Origin of the sequence: Streptomyces arenae, from assembly GCF_022343545.1 — a bacterium.
GTDB classification, from domain to species: Bacteria; Actinomycetota; Actinomycetes; order Streptomycetales; family Streptomycetaceae; genus Streptomyces; species Streptomyces humi.
In genome coordinates, this window is sequence record NZ_JAKQYH010000090.1 from 237,616 (window position 1) to 255,826 (window position 18,211).

The 18,211-nt window shown below is 71.6% G+C and carries 15 protein-coding genes; 11 read left to right on the forward strand and 4 right to left on the reverse strand.

What is annotated here, in order from left to right; genetic code table 11:
- Nucleotides 1-72: 72 nt before the first annotated feature.
- Entirely contained in the window at nt 73-1,152 is a 1,080-nt protein-coding gene (locus MB828_RS43140) for an EamA family transporter (protein ID WP_301652914.1), read from the forward strand.
- Here the strand turns inward: MB828_RS43140 and MB828_RS43145 are convergent.
- Both MB828_RS43145 and MB828_RS43150 read right to left on the reverse strand, forming a co-directional pair.
- Nucleotides 1,122-1,877 (reverse strand): TIGR03943 family putative permease subunit, encoded by a 756-nt coding sequence (locus MB828_RS43145; RefSeq protein WP_301652915.1) that lies wholly within the window; start codon nt 1,875-1,877, stop codon nt 1,122-1,124. The genes MB828_RS43140 and MB828_RS43145 overlap by 31 nt on opposite strands.
- The gene (locus MB828_RS43150; RefSeq protein WP_301652916.1) at nt 1,874-2,983 is read right to left on the reverse strand and encodes a permease; all 1,110 of its coding nucleotides are present in this window, start codon (nt 2,981-2,983) and stop codon (nt 1,874-1,876) included. Before MB828_RS43150 ends, MB828_RS43145 begins: the two co-directional genes overlap by 4 nt.
- A 202-nt stretch (nt 2,984-3,185) precedes the next feature.
- Here MB828_RS43150 and MB828_RS43155 point away from each other — a divergent pair, with 202 nt between their 5' ends.
- Genes MB828_RS43155 through MB828_RS43190 form a run of 8 tightly spaced genes read left to right on the forward strand, consistent with a single transcriptional unit; the run spans nt 3,186 to nt 13,424 of the window.
- Complete coding sequence (locus MB828_RS43155; RefSeq protein ID WP_301652917.1) at nt 3,186-4,070, forward strand: TIGR03084 family metal-binding protein; 885 nt, start codon at nt 3,186-3,188, stop codon at nt 4,068-4,070.
- A gap of 50 nt (nt 4,071-4,120) precedes the next feature.
- Nucleotides 4,121-5,755, forward strand: a complete 1,635-nt coding sequence (locus MB828_RS43160; protein WP_430381519.1) for an acyclic terpene utilization AtuA family protein — start codon at nt 4,121-4,123, stop codon at nt 5,753-5,755.
- Nucleotides 5,752-7,350 (forward strand): acyl-CoA carboxylase subunit beta, encoded by a 1,599-nt coding sequence (locus MB828_RS43165; RefSeq protein ID WP_133026626.1) that lies wholly within the window; start codon nt 5,752-5,754, stop codon nt 7,348-7,350. Before MB828_RS43160 ends, MB828_RS43165 begins: the two co-directional genes overlap by 4 nt.
- Nucleotides 7,351-7,358: 8 nt before the next feature.
- Nucleotides 7,359-9,203: an acetyl/propionyl/methylcrotonyl-CoA carboxylase subunit alpha gene (locus MB828_RS43170; protein WP_301652919.1), complete on the forward strand. Its 1,845-nt coding sequence runs from the start codon at nt 7,359-7,361 to the stop codon at nt 9,201-9,203.
- 55 nt (nt 9,204-9,258) lie between these two features.
- Nucleotides 9,259-10,425, forward strand: coding sequence for an acyl-CoA dehydrogenase family protein (locus MB828_RS43175; protein ID WP_301652920.1), 1,167 nt, complete (start codon nt 9,259-9,261; stop codon nt 10,423-10,425).
- 58 nt (nt 10,426-10,483) lie between these two features.
- Complete coding sequence (locus MB828_RS43180; protein ID WP_301652921.1) at nt 10,484-12,079, forward strand: 4-coumarate--CoA ligase family protein; 1,596 nt, start codon at nt 10,484-10,486, stop codon at nt 12,077-12,079.
- Complete coding sequence (locus MB828_RS43185) at nt 12,076-12,810, forward strand: enoyl-CoA hydratase family protein (RefSeq protein ID WP_301652922.1); 735 nt, start codon at nt 12,076-12,078, stop codon at nt 12,808-12,810. The genes MB828_RS43180 and MB828_RS43185 overlap by 4 nt, the downstream gene beginning before the upstream one ends.
- A complete protein-coding gene (locus tag MB828_RS43190) occupies nt 12,798-13,424 on the forward strand; it encodes a TetR/AcrR family transcriptional regulator (RefSeq protein WP_301652923.1) in 627 nt (208 codons plus the stop codon). The genes MB828_RS43185 and MB828_RS43190 overlap by 13 nt, the downstream gene beginning before the upstream one ends.
- Nucleotides 13,425-13,521: 97 nt before the next feature.
- Here the strand turns inward: MB828_RS43190 and MB828_RS43195 are convergent, their stop codons facing one another.
- Nucleotides 13,522-14,622 carry a citrate synthase 2 gene (locus MB828_RS43195; protein WP_301652924.1) on the reverse strand — a complete coding sequence of 367 codons (1,101 nt, stop codon included), beginning with the start codon at nt 14,620-14,622 and terminating at the stop codon, nt 13,522-13,524.
- Nucleotides 14,623-14,750: 128 nt separating this feature from the next.
- Between MB828_RS43195 and pdxH the strand changes: the two genes are divergently transcribed.
- Nucleotides 14,751-15,443, forward strand: coding sequence for a pyridoxamine 5'-phosphate oxidase (pdxH, locus tag MB828_RS43200; protein ID WP_430381514.1), 693 nt, complete (start codon nt 14,751-14,753; stop codon nt 15,441-15,443).
- A gap of 267 nt (nt 15,444-15,710) precedes the next feature.
- Here pdxH and iscB read toward each other — a convergent pair whose 3' ends face one another.
- Nucleotides 15,711-17,369 (reverse strand): RNA-guided endonuclease IscB, encoded by a 1,659-nt coding sequence (gene iscB / locus MB828_RS43205; protein ID WP_301652925.1) that lies wholly within the window; start codon nt 17,367-17,369, stop codon nt 15,711-15,713.
- Between the two features lie 276 nt (nt 17,370-17,645).
- Here iscB and MB828_RS43210 point away from each other — a divergent pair, with 276 nt between their 5' ends.
- On the forward strand, nt 17,646-18,101 hold the full coding sequence (locus tag MB828_RS43210) for a GNAT family N-acetyltransferase (RefSeq protein ID WP_301652926.1): 456 nt from the start codon (nt 17,646-17,648) through the stop codon (nt 18,099-18,101).
- Nucleotides 18,102-18,211: the final 110 nt, after the last annotated feature.

The window sequence follows — 18,211 nt, forward strand, 5'->3', positions numbered from 1 at the left end:
CGCGCCTGTCCGAGTCTATTACCCTGGACTGGACAGTGCATCGCAATGAACGACGAGCCCTCTGGAACGCCCGTGACCACCCCCAGCACCCCGCAGTCGACGTCCACCTCCGTGTCCACGTCCGCCGCCACGGCGAGCCCGGGCCGGCTCGGCTCGCTCGGTCCTGTCGGGCTGGTGCTGGCCGGCGGGATCTCCGTGCAGTTCGGCGCCGCCATCGCGGTGACCCTGATGCCCAGGGCGGGCGCGCTCGGCGTGGTGGCGCTGCGGCTGTTCGCCGCCGCCGTGGTGCTGCTCGTCGTCTGCCGGCCCCGGCTGCGCGGCCACTCCCGTACCGACTGGGGGACGGTCGTCGTCTTCGGCATCACCATGGGCGCCATGAACGGCCTGTTCTACGAGGCCGTCGACCGCATCCCGCTGGGCACCGCCGTCACCCTCGAGGTCCTGGGCCCGCTGGCCCTGTCCGTGCTGGCCTCCCGACGCCTCATCAACGTGCTCTGGGCGGGCCTGGCGCTGAGTGGTGTCTTCCTCCTCGGCGGCGGAGGGTTCGGCGGCCTCGACCCCATAGGCGTCGTCCTCGCCCTGGCGGCCGGCGCCATGTGGGCCACCTACATCATCTTCAGCGCCCGGACGGGCCGCCGCTTCCCGCAGGCCGACGGCCTCGCCCTGGCCATGGCGGTCGCAGCCCTGCTGTTCCTCCCGCTGGGCATCGCCGACGCCGGCACCAGGCTCCTCGATCCGACCACCCTCGCCCTCGGCTCGTCGGTCGCGATCCTCTCCTCCGTGCTGCCCTACACCCTCGAACTCCTCGCGCTGCGGCGGCTGCCCGCCCATACCTTCGCCGTCCTCATGAGCCTGGAACCGGCCATCGCCGCCACGGCCGGCTTCCTCATCCTCGACCAGGCCCTGACGGCCACCGAGGCGGCCGCCATCGCCCTCGTCATCGCGGCGAGCATCGGCGCGGTTCGCAGCCAGGTGGGCCGCGGTGGCAACCGGCCGGCGGGCGGCCCGCACGCGGAGCCCGTGGCGGTGCCCGGCGCCCAGCCGGAGCAGGTCGTCGGCGCCCAACAGGAGCAGGAGCAGGAGCAGGTGGCCGGTGTGCGGCCGGAGGCGGTGGCGAGCTCTCAGCCGGAGGGGAACGGCAGCGCGTCCTGATAACCGTTCGACGGGCGCTGGATCTTCTTCACGGTCTCCGCGTCCAGCGCGACCGGCGCGGACCTCGTGCCCAGCTTCCCGCCGGGATGCCAGTTCCCGGTGACCGACACCCAGGTGTTGGCGGGCGGCACGCCGTTGCTGTAGATCCGTACCTTCACTGACTGCGCGTCGGCGGCGCAGCAGGAGATGATGATCCGCGTCAGATTCCAGCTGCCGCCTCCGGCGACGGGCGTGACCAGGCCGCTCATCCGCACCGTCCGCCCCTTGATGGCGAGCGTGCGGTCCTGCTGCACACGGGTGGTGAAATCCGTGAGCGTGATGGGCAGCGGTGAGGTCTTCGGCAGCGGATCGAAGCTGTCCTGCGCCGCCACCACCTTCGCGGGCTGCCGGGAGGCGGTGTACGCGCCGAGCGCCGGCGGGGCGTAGAAGAGCAGGCTCAACGCGGGCAGCAGAAGCAGCCAGGCGACCCGGGGGACAGCCGAGTGGTCGTGCCCGTGAGCCGAACCGTCACCGTGTGCGTGGCCCCCATGTCTTCCGTGTCCCTTCGTGCCCTCCCGTGCCGCCGCCTCCGCGATGCCCAGCACCAGCAGCACGAACCCGGACGCGATCAGCAGCGGCCGCATGCCCGGCTTGACGTACCGCAGGCACACGTCGGTGAAGAGGGCGGAGTGCAGCAGGCCCAGACCGCTGAGGACCAGCAGGGTCACCTGGAGCGGACGTCTCACAGCAGTACCCCTCCTACCAGCACCGCGCACAGGACCGCGACGACCGTCGTGGCCGCCGAGAAACGGGCCGCGAAGGCCCGCCCGAACGTGCCCGCCTGGAGGGCGATCAACTTCAGGTCGACCATGGGCCCGACCACCATGAAGGCCAGCCGGGCGGTGGGCGAGAAGCCGGTGAGCGACGACGCCACGAACGCGTCCGCCTCCGAGCACACCGCGAGGATGACCGCCAGTGCCGCCAGGAACAGCACCGACAGCCAGGGCGAACCGGAGAAGGTGTCCAGCACCGAGCGCGGTACGGCCACGTTGAAGGTGGCCGCGGCCATGGCGCCGACCACCAGGAAGCCGCCCGCCTGAAGGAAGTCGTGCTGGAAGGCGCGCCGGAACTCCGTCCACCGGCGGTGCCCCGGCTGGTGCCCGGTGTGCCGGACGGCGGGCCGCAGCCACTCCTCCCGGCCCAGCCACAGCCACAGCCAGCCCATCACGGCCGCGGTGACCAGCGAGGCGACCAGCCGGGCCAGCACCATGAGGGGGGTGCCGGGGAACGCGATGGCGGTGGCGGTCAGCACCACCGGGTTGATGGCGGGCGCGGAGAGCAGGAACGCGAACGCGGCGGCCGGGGTGACCCCGCGCCCGATCAGGCTGCCCGCCACCGGCACCGACGCACACTCGCACCCCGGCAGCACCACCCCCGCGATCCCGGCGACGGGCACGGCCAGCGCGGGCCGCTTGGGCAGCAGCCGGGTGAACACCCGCTCCGGTACGAACGCGTTGATCGCCCCCGACAGTGCCGTACCGAGCAGCAGGAACGGCGTCGCCTGCACGATCACCGCGAGACACACCGTCTGCCAGGCCTGCAACGCGGCCTTGCTCACGCCCTGGCCGAGGAGGAAGAGGCCGGTACCGGGCAACACGGCGGCGGCCACCAGGAAAAGGGGCCAGAAGCGCGGGAGTTCACGCGGAACCCTGCCCTCGACCCCCGCATCCGCGGCCCCCGCATCCGCGGCCCCCGTACCCGCGGCCCCCGCGTCCGTCGGGTGACCGCTCGTCGGGGGCGCTACGAAGGCCGTCGCCTGCGCCCCCACGGCCGGTTCATCAGTCCTCCGCACGCCCCGTACGCCTCACACATCACTCCATCGCCGGATGTTCGCATCGAACATAGGGCATAGGGCCGCCGTTGCCACGCCGGGCCGACCCAAGGAATGCCCCAGGGTCACCCCGGATGTCACCAAGGACCACTCGGCTCGGGCCCCTCCGGAATTAATGCAAGCACGCTTGATTGTTTCTGGTTGCGCTGCCATGCTCCTCCCCATGTCCGATCCGACGCCCGTCATCGACGACCTGTGTGCGGAGAGCGAGGAACTCGACCGGCTGGTGGCCGGGTTGGGAACCGAGCAGTGGGCCCTGCCCACCCCCGCGCCGCGCTGGACCGTCGCCCACCAGATCGCCCATCTCGCCTGGACCGACCACTCCTCCCTGCTGGCCGTGACCGACCAGGACGCCTTCGCGCGCGAGGTCGAGCAGGCCCTCGCCCAGCCCGGGGACTTCGTGGACAACGGGGCGGAGGAGGGCGCGGCCAAGCCGTCCGGGCAGTTGCTGAGGGACTGGCGGGCCGGCCGCCGGGCCCTGGCGGAGGCGCTGCGCACCGCTCCCCCACGGGCACGTTTCCCCTGGTACGGCCCGCCCATGGCGGTCGCCTCCATGGCCACCGCCCGGCTCATGGAGACCTGGGCGCACGGCCTGGACATCGCGGACGCGGTGGGGGTCACCCGTACCCCGACCGACCGGCTCCGGCACATCGTCCGCCTCGGCGTCCGCACCCGCGACTTCGCCTTCGGTGTGCACGGACTGCCCGTGCCGTTCGAGGAGTTCCGCGTCGAGCTGACCGCGCCGTCCGGCGAGCTGTGGACGTATGGGCCCGAGGACGCCGACGACCGCGTCACCGGCCCCGCCCTCGACTTCTGTCTCCTGGTCACCCAGCGCGCCCACCGCGCCGACCTCGCGCTGGACACCGTCGGACCGGACGCCGACCGCTGGCTGGACATCGCCCAGGCCTTCGCGGGCCCACCCGGCCCCGGCCGCACGCCGAAGTCCGGCGGCCCGAAGTCCGGCGGCCCGAAGTTCGGCGGCCCGAAGTCCGGCGGCCCGAAGTCCGGCGGCCCGAAGTCCGGCCCTCCGAACGGCGGCCCGGCGTGACCCTCCGCATAGGCAACGCCTCCGGTTTCTACGGCGACCGCTTCGAGGCGATGCGCGAGATGCTGACCGGAGGCGAACTCGACGTCCTCACCGGCGACTACCTCGCCGAGCTGACCATGCTCATCCTCGGCCGCGACCGCCTCAAGGACCCCGGTGCCGGATACGCCCGCACCTTCCTGCGCCAGCTGGAGGACTGCCTGGGTCTCGCCCGGGAGCGGGGCGTGCGGATCGTCACGAACGCGGGCGGTCTCCACCCCGCCGGACTCGCCGACGCCGTACGGAAACTGGCCGACCGGCTCGGCATCCCTGTGCGCGTCGCACATGTGGAGGGCGACGACCTCACCGCCGCCCACCCCGGCAGCCTCGCCGCCCACGCCTACCTCGGCGGCTTCGGGATCACCGAGTGCCTGCGGGCGGGCGCCGACATCGTGGTCACCGGGCGGGTGACCGACGCGGCCCTGGTCACCGGGCCCGCCGCCGCCCATTTCGGCTGGGGTCCTGACGCGTACGACCGGCTCGCGGGTGCCGTGGTCGCCGGGCACGTCCTGGAGTGCGGGACCCAGGCCACCGGCGGCAACTACGCCTTCTTCGCCGCGGCGGGCGACGCGGGCCGGGACCTGCGGCGGCCCGGCTTCCCGCTCGCCGAGGTCCACGAGGACGGCAGCTGCGTCATCACCAAGCACCCCGGCACCGGCGGCCTGGTCGACGTCGGCACGGTGACCGCCCAGCTCCTCTACGAGACCGGCGGTGCCCGCTACCCGGGTCCGGACGTCACCGCCCGCCTCGACACGGTCCGGCTGCGCCAGGACGGCCCCGACCGGGTACGGATCGAGGGCGTCCGGGGCGAGGCGCCGCCCCCCACCCTCAAGGTCGGGCGCAACCGGCTCGGCGGCTTCCGCAACGAGGTCGTCTTCGTGCTCACCGGCCTCGACATCGAGGCGAAGGCCGCACTGGTGCGGGAGCAGATGACCGAAGCGCTCGCCAAGTCGCCGCCGGCCGAGGTCCGGTGGGAGCTGGTCCGCACGGACCGGCCCGACGCGGACACCGAGGAGACGGCCAGCGCCCTGCTCCGGCTCGTCGTGCGGGACCCCGGCCAGGACGCCGTCGGCCGGGCACTGAGCGGCGCCGCCGTGGAACTGGCCCTCGCCAGCTATCCCGGCTTCCATGTGCTCGCGCCACCTGGCAAGGGCGCGCCCTATGGGGTCTTCGAGGACGGGTACGTCCCCCAGGAGGAGGTGCCTCATGTGGCCGTCCTCCACGACGGCCGGCGGACTCCTGTGCCGCCGGCCCAGGACACCCTCGTACTCCAGGACCTGCCGGAACCGCCGCTGCCCGAGCCGTACCCGGCCGGGCCCACCCGGCGGGCGCCGCTCGGACTCGTCGCCGGGGCCCGCAGCGGGGACAAGGGCGGCAGCGCCAACGTCGGCGTCTGGGTGCGCTCCGAGGAGGCCTGGCGCTGGCTCGCGCACACCCTGACCGTCGACGCGTTCCGCCGGCTGCTGCCCGAGACCGGCGGACTGACGGTCACCCGGCACGTCCTTCCCGGCCTCCGCGCCCTCAACTTCACCGTCGCGGGCATCCTCGGCCAGGGGGTCGCCGCCCAGCACCGTTTCGACCCCCAGGCCAAGGCCCTCGGCGAATGGCTCCGCTCCCGCCACCTGGACATCCCGGAGGCCCTGCTGTGACGGTCATCGAGACCACCCTCGACACGAACGCGCCCGACTTCCGGGCCAACCGCGACGCCATGCTCGCCAAGCTCACCGACCTGGAGGCCGAACACGCCAAGGCCCTCGCGGGCGGCGGCGAGAAATATGTGGCACGGCACCGTCAGCGCGGCAAGCTCCTCGCCCGCGAGCGCATCGAACTGCTCCTCGACCCGGACACACCCTTCCTGGAGCTGTCGCCGCTGGCCGCCTGGGGCAGCGACTACGCCGTGGGCGCCTCGCTCGTCACCGGGATCGGGGTGGTCGAGGGCGTGGAGTGCCTGATCACGGCCAACGACCCGACCGTGCGCGGCGGCGCCAGCAACCCCTGGTCGCTGAAGAAGGCCCTGCGCGCCGACGACATCGCCCTCGCCAACCGGCTGCCCTGCATCAGCCTGGTCGAGTCCGGCGGCGCCGACCTGCCGTCGCAGAAGGAGATCTTCATCCCGGGCGGCGCCATCTTCCGGGACCTGACCCGGCTCTCGGCCGCCGGCATCCCCACCGTCGCCGTCGTCTTCGGCAACTCGACCGCGGGCGGCGCCTACATCCCCGGCATGTCCGACCACGTGATCATGGTCAAGGAACGCGCCAAGGTCTTCCTCGGGGGACCGCCCCTGGTGAAGATGGCGACCGGCGAGGAGAGCGACGACGAGTCCCTGGGCGGCGCCGAGATGCACGCGCGCGTGTCGGGCCTCGCCGACTACTTCGCCGTCGACGAACCGGACGCGCTGCGCCAGGCCCGCCGGGTGGTCGCTCGCCTCAACCACCGCAAGGCCCACCCCGACCCCGGACCCGCCGAACCGCCCAAGTACGACCCCGAGGAACTGCTGGGCGTCGTCCCCGGCGACCTCAGGATCCCCTTCGACCCGCGCGAGGTGATCGCCCGGCTCGTCGACGCCTCCGACTTCGACGAGTTCAAGCCGCTGTACGGGACGAGCCTCGCCACCGGCTGGGCGAGCCTGCACGGTTACCCCGTCGGCATCCTCGCCAACGCCCAGGGCGTCCTGTTCTCCGCTGAGTCGCAGAAGGCCGCCCAGTTCATCCAGCTCGCCAACCAGCGCGACATCCCCCTGCTGTTCCTCCACAACACCACCGGCTACATGGTCGGCAAGGAGTACGAGCAGGGCGGGATCATCAAACACGGCGCGATGATGATCAACGCGGTCAGCAACAGCCGCGTCCCGCACATCTCCGTCCTCATGGGCGCCTCCTACGGCGCCGGGCACTACGGCATGTGCGGACGCGCCTACGACCCCCGGTTCCTGTTCGCCTGGCCCAGCGCCAAGTCGGCCGTCATGGGCCCGCAGCAGCTCGCCGGCGTCCTGTCGATCGTCGCCCGCCAGTCGGCCGCCGCCAAGGGCCTGCCGTACGACGAGGAGGGCGACGCGGCCCTGCGCGCCATGGTCGAGCAGCAGATCGAGTCAGAGTCGCTGCCGATGTTCCTGTCCGGGCGGCTCTACGACGACGGCGTCATCGACCCGCGCGACACCCGTACCGTCCTCGGCCTTGCCCTGTCCGCCATCCACACCGCCCCCTACGAAGGCGCGCGGGGCGGCTTCGGCGTCTTCCGGATGTGAGGGATCACGTGATCACGACCCTGCTGGTCGCCAACCGCGGCGAGATCGCCTGCCGGATCTTCCGCACCTGCGCCGATCTCGGCATCGCCACCGTCGCCGTGCACTCCGACGCCGACCGGGACGCACTGCACGCGCGCGTGGCCGACACCGCGGTACGGCTGCCGGGCGCCACGCCCGCCGACACCTACCTCCGCGGCGACCTGGTGGTGAAGGCCGCCGTGGACGCCGGCGCGGACGCCGTGCATCCCGGGTACGGCTTCCTCTCCGAGAACGCCGACTTCGCACGCGCCGTCCTCGACGCCGGCCTGGCCTGGATCGGGCCGCCACCCGAGGCCATCGAGGCCATGGCGTCCAAGACCCGCGCCAAGGAACTGATGGGCATCGCACCGCTCGGCGAGGTCACCGCGTCCGACCTGCCGGTCCTGGTGAAGGCCGCCGCGGGCGGCGGCGGACGCGGTATGCGCGTCGTGCGCCGCCTCGACGAACTGGCCGCCGCCCTGGAGGGCGCCCGCGCCGAGGCCGCGAGCGCCTTCGGCGACGGCGAGGTGTTCGTCGAGCCGTACCTGGAGTCCGGCCGCCATGTGGAGGTACAGATCCTCGCGGACACCCACGGCACCGTGTGGCCGCTGGGCACCCGCGACTGCTCCCTCCAGCGCAGGCACCAGAAGGTCATCGAGGAGGCACCGGCGCCAGGGCTCCCCGACGGGCTCGTGAAAGAGCTGTACGCGCTGGCCGTACGCGCCGCCCGCGCCGTCGCCTACGTCGGCGCGGGCACCGTCGAGTTCCTCGTCGCCGACGGAAAGCCGCACTTCCTGGAGATGAACACCCGCCTCCAGGTGGAACACCCCGTCACCGAGGCCGTGTTCGGCATCGACCTGGTCGCGGAACAGCTGCGCGTCGCCGAGGGCCACGCCCTCCCCCTCGACCCGCCGCCCGCACGCGGCCACGCCGTCGAGGCCCGCCTCTACGCCGAGGACCCCGCCCACGACTGGGCGCCTCAGACCGGCACCCTGCACCGCCTCGCCGTGCCCGCCGGCGTCCGCCTCGACACCGGCTACACCGACGGCGACGAGATCGGCGTCCACTACGACCCGATGCTCGCGAAAGTCGTCGCACACGCCCCCACCCGCGCCGAGGCGCTGCGCAAGCTGGCGCACGCGCTCGACCGCACCACCCTGCACGGCCCCACCACCAACCGCGACCTCCTGGTCCGCTCCCTGCGCCACCAGGAGTTCACGACCGCCCGCATGGACACCGGCTTCTACGACCGCCACCTCCCGGAACTGACCCCGCCCGCCCCCGATCCGCACGCCCCCCTCGCCGCCGCCCTGGCCGACACCCACGGCCGCTCCCGCTTCGGCGCCTGGCGCAACCTGCCCTCGCAGCCGCAGACCAAGCGCTACCTGATGGCCGGCGAGGAACACGAGGTCCACTACCGGCACACCCGCGGGGGCCTCACGGCGGACGGCGTACGGATCGTGCACACGGACGCGCGTCTCGTCGTCCTCGACATCGACGGCGTCCACCGCAGGTTCGAGGTGGCCCGGTACGGCGACGAGATCCACGTCAACAACACCGCCCTCACCGCCCTGCCCCGCTTCCCCGACGCCAAGGCCCAGCTGGCACCGGGCTCCCTGCTGGCACCGATGCCGGGAACGGTCGTACGGGTGGCGGAGGGCCTTGAGGTCGGGTCGACGGTGGAGGCCGGCCGGCCCCTCCTCTGGCTGGAGGCGATGAAGATGCAGCACCAGATCACCGCACCGGCGACAGGGACACTGAGCGAACTGAGGGTGACCGTAGGCCAACAGGTGCAGCCGGGCTCTCTGTTGGCGGTAGTACAAGCGCCCCTTTAGGGGCGCGGGGAACTGCGCGACCAGCCACACACAACCCGCCCCCCAAGGAGCCACAGTGACCCCCCAGATCGAAACCGACGAACACCGGGCACTCCGCACCGCGGTGGCCACCCTCGGCGCAAAATACGGCCGCACCTACATCACCCGCACGATCGCCGAAGGCCGCCCCCCGACCGAACTCTGGCAGGAGGCCGGAAAACTCGGCTACCTGGGCGTCAACCTCCCGGAGGAACACGGCGGCGGAGGCGGCGGCATCACCGAACTCTCCATCGTCCTCGAAGAACTCGGCGCGGCCGGTTCCCCCCTCCTCATGCTCGTCGTCTCACCCGCGATCTGCGGCACGGTCATCTCCCGCTTCGGCACCGAGGACCAGAAACGCGCCTGGCTCCCCGGTCTCTCCGACGGCACCCGCCTCATGGCCTTCGGCATCACCGAACCCGACGCCGGCTCCAACTCCCACCGCATCACCACCACCGCCCGCCGCGACCCGGCGAGCGGCGACTGGCTGCTCACCGGCCGCAAGGTCTTCATCTCCGGCGTCGACCTGGCCGACGCCGTCCTGATCGTCGGCCGCACCGAGGACGCCCGCACCGGCCGCCTCAAGCCCTGCCTGTTCATCGTCCCGACCGACGCCGAGGGCTTCCAGAAGCGCCCCATCGACATGGAACTCAACGCGGCCGAAAAACAGTTCGAACTCACCCTCGACGACGTACGGCTGCCCGCGGACGCGCTCGTCGGCGACGAGGACGCCGGACTCCTCCAGCTCTTCGCCGGCCTCAACCCGGAACGCATCATGACGGCCGCGTTCGCGATCGGCATGGGCCGCTACGCGCTGTCCAAGGCGATCGAGTACGCGCGCGACCGCACCGTCTGGAAGGCCCCCATCGGCGCGCACCAGGCCATCGCCCACCCCCTCGCCCAGGCGCACATCGACCTCGAACTCGCCCGCCTGATGATGCAGAAAGCCGCCCACCTCTACGACGCCGGGGACGACGTCGGCGCAGGTGAGGCCGCCAACATGGCGAAGTACGCGGCTGGAGAGGCCTGCGTGCGGGCCGTCGACCAGGCCGTGCACACCCTCGGCGGCAACGGACTGACCCGGGAATTCGGGCTCGCCTCGTTGATAACGGCCGCGCGCGTGGCTCGTATTGCTCCGGTGAGCAGGGAGATGATTCTCAACTACGTCTCCCACCAGACCCTCGGCCTGCCCAAGTCGTACTGAGGTCGCACCCAGGCCGCACCGACGTCGCCCTGAGGCCCAAGGCCGCCTTGGAGGAACCGTGTTCCGCAGCGAGTACGCAGACGTTCCGCCCGTAGAACTCCCCATCCACGAGGCCGTGCTGGGCCGGGCCGCCGAGTTCGGCGCCGCGCCCGCCCTGATCGACGGCACCGACGGCACCACCCTCACCTACGAGCAACTGGACCGGTTCCACCGGCGGATCGCCGCCGCGTTCGCCGACGCGGGCGTCCGCAAGGGCGATGTGCTCGCCCTGCACAGCCCGAACACGGTGGCCTTCCCGACGGCGTTCTACGCGGCCACGCGCGCGGGTGCCGCCGTCACCACCGTGCACCCGCTCGCCACGCCCGAAGAGTTCGCGAAACAGCTCACGGACTGCGCGGCCCGCTGGATCGTCACCATCTCACCGCTGCTGGAGACCGCCCGCCGGGCAGCCGAACTCGCGGGCGGCGTCGAGGAGATATTCGTCTGCGACAGCGCCACCGGGCATCGCTCACTGATCGACATGCTCGCCAGTGCGGCCCCCGAGCCACAGGTCGACATCGACCCCGTCGAGGACGTCGCCGCACTGCCGTACTCCTCCGGCACCACCGGCGTCCCCAAGGGCGTGATGCTCACCCACCGGCAGATCGCCACCAACCTCGCCCAGCTCGACGTCGCCGTCCCGGCCGGCCCCGGCGACCGCATCCTCGCCGTCCTGCCGCTCTTCCACATCTACGGCCTCACCGCGCTCATGAACGCGCCCCTGCGCAACGGCGCCACGGTCGTCGTCCTGCCCCGCTTCGACCTGGAGACCTTCCTCGCGGCCATCCAGAACCACCGCATCACCGGCCTGTACGTCGCCCCGCCGATCGTCCTCGCCCTCGCCAAGCACCCCCTGGTCGAGCGGTACGACCTGTCGTCCCTGAAGTACGTCATGAGCGCCGCCGCGCCCCTGGACGCCCAGCTCGCCGCGGCCTGCGCGAAGCGGCTCCGACTGCCGCCGGTCGGGCAGGCGTACGGCATGACCGAGCTGTCACCCGGCACCCACGTCGTCCCCCTCGACGCCATGCACCAGGCACCCCCCGGCACGGTCGGCAAGCTCATCGCCGGCACCGAGATGCGGATCGTGTCCCTGGACGACCCCCACAAGGACGTCGCCACCGGCGAACCCGGCGAGATCCTCATCCGCGGCCCCCAGGTCATGAAGGGCTACCTCGGCCGCCCCGACGACACCGCCGCGATGATCGACACCGACGGCTGGCTGCACACCGGGGACGTCGGGCACGCCGACGCCGACGGCTGGCTGTTCGTCGTCGACCGGGTCAAGGAACTCATCAAGTACAAGGGCTTCCAGGTGGCCCCCGCCGAACTGGAGGCACTCCTGCTCACCCACCCCGGCATCGCCGACGCCGCCGTCATCGGCGCCTACAACGAGGACGGCAACGAGATCCCGCACGCCTTCGTCGTCCGCCAGCCCACCGCCGGCGGCCTCACCGAGAACGAGACCATGCTGTACGTCGCCGAACGCGTCGCGCCCTACAAACGCGTCCGCAAGGTCACCTTCATCACCGCCGTGCCCCGCGCGGCCTCCGGGAAGATCCTCCGCCGCGAACTGCGCGACCTCGCCAGGACCCGGGAACCCGAGGAGCGCCCATGACGTTGATCGGACAGACCCGCACGCGCGCCGTCGCCACCCTCAGCCTCGACTCCACCACCACCCGCAACGCCCTGTCCGCCGCCCTCGTCGCCGAACTCGCCGAAGCCCTCACCGACTGCGCGAAGGACCCCGACGTCCGCGCGGTCGTCCTCACCCACACCGGTACGACGTTCAGCGCCGGCGCCGACCTGCGCGACCCACCCCACCCCGACGCCCTGGTCGGCCTCCTCCGCCGGCTCGTCGAACTGCCCAAGCCGGTCGTCGCCCGCGTCACCGGCCACGTCCGCGCGGGCGGCCTCGGCCTGCTCGCCGCCTGCGACATCGCGGCCGCCTCCACCGAGTCCACCTTCGCCTTCACGGAGGTGCGGATCGGAGTCGCCCCCGCCGTCATCTCCCTGCCCCTGCTGCCCCGCACCGACCCCAGGACCCTCGCCCGCTACTACCTCACCGGCGAACGCTTCACCCCCGCCGAAGCCGTCCGCCTCGGCCTGCTCACCACCACGGCCGACGACGTCGACACCGCCCTCGAACCCGTCCTCGACGGCATCCGCCGCTCCGCACCCCAGGCCCTGGCCGAGACGAAACAGCTGCTCACAGCTAGGGTGCTGGAGACATTCGACCGGGACGCGGCCCACCTGACCGCCCTCTCGGCCCGGCTGTTCGCCTCCGACGACGCGCGCGAGGGGATGACGGCCTTCCTCGAACGACGGGATGCGGCGTGGGTGGTGTGAGCACGACGGAACGCGCACGCGGGCCCCAACCGGACCGCGCCCCCAAACAGGACCGCAGCCGGGCCACCCGGCAACGCCTCCTGGAAGCCGCCGTGGCCTGCCTCGCCGAACACGGCTGGGCGGGCTCCACGGTCGCCGTCGTCGCCGAACGCGCCGGCGTCTCCCGGGGCGCCGCCCAGCACCACTTCCCGACCCGCGAGGACCTTTTCACGGCGGCCGTCGAATACGTCGCCGAGGAACGCTCCACGGCCCTGCGCGCCCTGTTCCCGCAGGGCACGGCCGGCGACCGCGGAGCCGTCGTCTCGGCCCTCGTCGACCTCTACACCGGCCCCCTCTTCCGCGCCGCCCTCCACCTGTGGGTCGCCGCCTCCAACGAGGACCAGCTGCGCCCCCGGGTCACCGAACTGGAAGCCCGGGTCGGCCGCGAGACCCACCGCATCGCCGTGGACCTCCTGGGCGCCGACGAGACCCGCCCGGGCGCCCGCGAGACGGTCCAGGGCCTCCTGGACATGGCAAGAGGCCTGGGCCTGGCGAACCTGCTCACGGACGACAAGGCGAGACGGGAGCGGGTGGTGACACAGTGGGCGGCACTGCTGGACGAGGTGCTGGGATGAAAAGCAGGGCCCGAAGGGCCCGCTTTTCAGGGGCGCGGGGAACTGCGCGACCAGCCCCCACCCACCCGCACCCGCCCACACACCCGCACAGATCAACTCAGTGGGCGATGTCCGCGTACCCCTCGATGTCCTGAGGCTTCCGCACCCCCGGCCCCACATACCGCGCGGACGGCCGCACCAACCGCCCCGTCCGCTTCTGCTCAAGAATGTGCGCCGACCACCCAGCGGTACGCGCACACGTGAACATCGACGTGAACATGTGCGCCGGCACCTCAGCGAAGTCCAGCATGATCGCCGCCCAGAACTCCACGTTCGTGGCCAGCACACGATCCGGCCGACGGTTGTGCAGCTCCTCAAGCGCCGCCTTCTCCAGCGCCTCCGCGATCTCGAACCTCGGCGCCCCCAGCTCCCGCGCCGTCCGCCGCAGCACCCGCGCCCGCGGGTCCTCCGCCCGGTACACCCGGTGCCCGAACCCCATCAGCCGCTCACCACGGTCCAGGGCCTGCTTGACGTAGGCCTCTGCGTCCCCGGTCCGCTCGATCTCCTCGATCATCCCGAGCACCCGGGACGGCGCACCACCGTGCAGCGGCCCCGACATGGCGCCCACCGCACCGGACAGCGCCGCGGCGACATCCGCACCGGTCGAGGCGATCACCCGGGCCGTGAACGTCGAGGCGTTCATGCCGTGCTCGGCGGCCGAGGTCCAGTACGCGTCGACGGCCGCCACATGCTTCGGGTCCGGCTCCCCCCGCCACCGGATCATGAACCGCTCGACCACCGAGTGCGCCTTGTCGATCTCGCTCTGCGGCACCATCGGCAGCCCCTGCCCGCGCGCCGACTGCGCGACGTACGACAGGGCCATGACCGCGGCCCGCGCCAGGTCCTCCCGGGCCTGCGCCGCGTCGATGTCGAGGAGCGGTTTCAGACCCCACACGGGGGCGAGCATGGCGAGCGCCGACTGCACGTCCACGCGGATGTCACCCGAATGGACCGGGATCGGGAAGGGCTCGGCGGGCGGCAGCCCCGGATTGAAGGCCCCGTCGACCAGCAGCCCCCACACGTTCCCGAACGAGACGTGCCCCACCAGATCCTCGATGTCGACGCCCCGGTACCGCAGGGCGCCCCCCTCCTTGTCCGGTTCGGCGATCTCCGTCTCGAACGCGACGACTCCTTCGAGCCCAGGTACGAAGTCGGACATGGGGCGGCTCCTCTTGGGGTGTAGGCGGAGGCAACTGCACCATAACCCCGAGTGCCAGAATTGGGGAGGCCAACGGCACTCAGTGCCACCCGCTGCTGGCGCCCGGGGCGGTACGGCAAGATGACCGCGTGACCGATCGTGACGCCGCCGCCTCCGACGACTCCATCCACGACCCCGCCGCCATGCGCCGGCACTACCGGGCCGAGGGCTTCGACGAGAACGACCTGGCCGCACACCCGATGGACCAGTTCACCCACTGGTTCCGGCAGGCCGTCCGCGCGGCCGACGACGGCATGATCTACGAACCCAACGCGATGGTCGTCTCCACCGCGGACGCCCAGGGCCACCCCAGCTCACGCACGGTCCTGATGAAGCAGTACGACACCCAGGGCTTCGTCTTCTACACCAACTACGACTCCCGCAAGGCCCGCGACCTCGCCGAGAACCCGCACGTCTCACTGCTCTTCCCGTGGCACCCCATCGGCCGCCAGGTCGTCGTCACCGGCATCGCCCGCCGCACCGGCCGCGACGAGACCGCCGCGTACTTCCGCACCCGCCCGCACGGCTCCCAGCTCGGCGCCTGGGCCAGCACCCAGTCCGCGGTCATCAGCTCCCGCGCCGAACTCGACACCGCGTACGCCGAACTCGGCGCCCGCTACCCCGAGGGCGAACAGGTCCCCGTGCCCCCGCACTGGGGCGGCTTCCGCGTCGCCCCCCGGACGGTCGAGTTCTGGCAGGGCCGCTACAACCGCCTCCACGACCGCCTGCGCTACACCGCCACTCCCGACGCCACCTGGCACGTGGAACGCCTCAGCCCCTGAGCGGGCCCCGCGAACGCAGACGACCCGCGAGCTCGGGTCCCTCCGCCGGAACGGAGGAGCCGGCCGGACGTACCGGCGAGCTCGCGGGTCGGGTGACTGCTTGGGATTGGGCCGGCTGCGCACGTCTCGCGCACGCTGGTCCGGCACCGCACATCGTGTGGTGGCGAGCCGCTAGCCCGCAGCCACCTCGCGCGTCCGGGTTTCACTCATTTACCCGATCACCTCCTCTCTCACGTACGGCCACCCTAAGAAGCTCCTGCGAGGGACTCAACTGTTTTTTGGAGATGCTTGCGGACCCGCTTCTCGCCGGGTGCTGTAGCCGTACCCGTCGCCGCGCTGGAGAAGCCGAAGATTCCGGTGGGAGACGTTCAGGGGGCCTTGCGGCGTGGTGAGGCTGTGCTGCCCCCTGGCCCGGACGGAAATCCGTCCCGTCCAGGTGCCTGCCCACTTGCCCGAAGGGACGATGGCACGGACGAGGTCCCCGGTGACGTAGCCGAAGTGCTGCTTGGTCCGGCAGCGCCGTAGGCGCGGGAATCCGTACCGGTCGGGTGTGGTGCGCGCGTACGAGCCGCAGCCGGTGGCCTTCGCGACCAGGACTCGTTCGGGGAACCGTACGATCGCGTCTCCGCCCTCGTGGTCGAGGTAACCGATGGACAGTGCGTCGAGGGTGTGCGTCTTGCTGAGGCCGGTGGCCGCACGGTTGACCATGGTGAGCTGGCCGGGCCAGGCATGCACGGGTCGGCCCAGCGTCTCCAACGCCTCGGCGAGTCGCGCCTGCGTCGAGTTCATCGCGGCGGCGTCCCGCAAGGTGGACCTGAGCTGGCCGAGGATCTTGGCGAGGCGGTCGGGGCGATGGGCGAGGAAGGACTCGGCGGAGTGGTTGTCCTTGGCTCTGTTGCATGGAACGCAGGCGAGGACGAGGTTGGTGATGCGGTTCGAGCCGCCTTGGCTACGGGGTCGTACGTGGTCGATGTTCAGAGGGACACCGATGGCGTCGCAATAGGCGCAGGCGCTGTTCCACTTGGCGTGGAGGTATGAGCGTGTGGTGTTTCCGGCGAGTGGGCCCTGGGCGTGTTCCACGCCCTGGAGACGGCGCCCCGCGCTCATGGAGTGGGTGTCGAAGGCTGTGCGTTCGAGGTGGATCTCGGTGACGGGTGCGTAGCGGCAGAGTCGGTGGGCCAGGGAGAACGTGGTGTCGACGCGGTGGCGGAGGGACGGCGGGAGCCAGCCCTGGGCCGCCCTCCGGTTGTTCGGTCGCGGAGCTCGGTGGCGGCAGTTTGCCGATCGCCGTCGGTGTCGGTATCCGGAGCGTTGCTCCATGGAGAGGTGGATCTGATCACCTCGGTGCTGGAGTTCCATGGAGAAGAGCCCGCGCCGGACTGTGACGACTCGGCTGTCTCCGCTGAATTCCTTCTTCTCGTCGGTGAGGGCGAGTCCTGTTCCTTTGGAGCCAGGGTCGATGCGTAGTTGCAGGCCGTCCACGGCGGATTCGGCGCGTCTGCGGTCCTTGAGCCGGATGGCGAAGGGTGTCTGCCGTGCGACGACGGCTCGTCCTTTCCTGAGGAGTTCGCGTGCGCGGGCCGGGTGGCAGGGCATGAGTGGGCATCCGTCCTTGGAGAGGACGAAAACCCTTCCGGCCCCGCTCCCACCCGCGTATTCGGGTGCATGTGTGAGAGCGTCACCGCTCTCGTTCTCTGCCGCCTGCGCCGCCGTGGCAGCGCCCTTGGCGTGACGTCGACGGGCCGGGGTGCCGGTCCCGTCGGTCTCCCCTCGCCCATGTTCCCTGCCGGTGCCCCGCGCGGCGGCGGGGTGTCCGTGAGCCGTTTCGTCCCTGCTCCCGGGGGTGTCTGCTCTCACGGATTCCAGAGCGGGCTGCTGAGGAAGCACAGCCTGGTGGGTCTGCTCGCCTGCGGGAAACGTAGTCATCGGGGGCACCTCCCTGATTCTGAGATCGCGATGACTGGGGCTGGTCACTCCACGGCCTCGTGGCGGGGGAGCGAGTGACCTCCTTTCCTCGGTGTGCAGGTGAAACTTCTGATCCGGGCCGTAACTGTTGGCTTGATCGAGCCGAAGTCGCTCATTTATGCGGATCTGACCGATTTCCCGAACGCGTACGTGATTCACCTGCTAGGTGGCCGTGATCGCTCAGCTTGGCGCAGGCGGCTCTTGATCCACTTTTGTGGCGCCTCTAGCGTGCCCGGTATGACGAACGGTGGCTGGGGCGTGGGTGGGCTGAGGGTGGTTCTTGTCGACGGGGGCGAGGCGTTGGAGGAGTGGCGGTATGTGCACAACGTGGTTGTGCCGCCTGCCGCGATGTCGGCGGCCGAGGCGCGGGAGCGGCTGGGGCGGGGGTACCGGCTGGAGAACGCGTACGTCGGGGACGTGCTCGTGGGGTGCTCGACCGTGCGGCCCGCCGTCGACGGGGTGGTGACCGTGATCGTGCGGGTGCTGCCGCGGTGGCGGGGGCGGGGGTTCGGTGCGGCCTTGTACGAGCAGGTGGTCGCGGGGGTGCGGGGGGCCGAGGCTCTTGAGACGTGTGTGCTGGCCGTCAACGAGGGCGGGCTGCGGTTCGCCGCGCGGTACGGGTTCGCCGAGGTCGAGCGGTACGTGCTGGACGGGGAGAGCGACGAGTGGGTGGATCTGCGGCTCGTGCTGTGACCGGGGGCTTACAACGATTTTCTCAATCTTCGGGAACACAGTGTGGGCTGCGTCACGTTCGAGTTGAATGAAGGTAGTGAGTGAGAACCGACGCGCCGTGCGTGCGGACG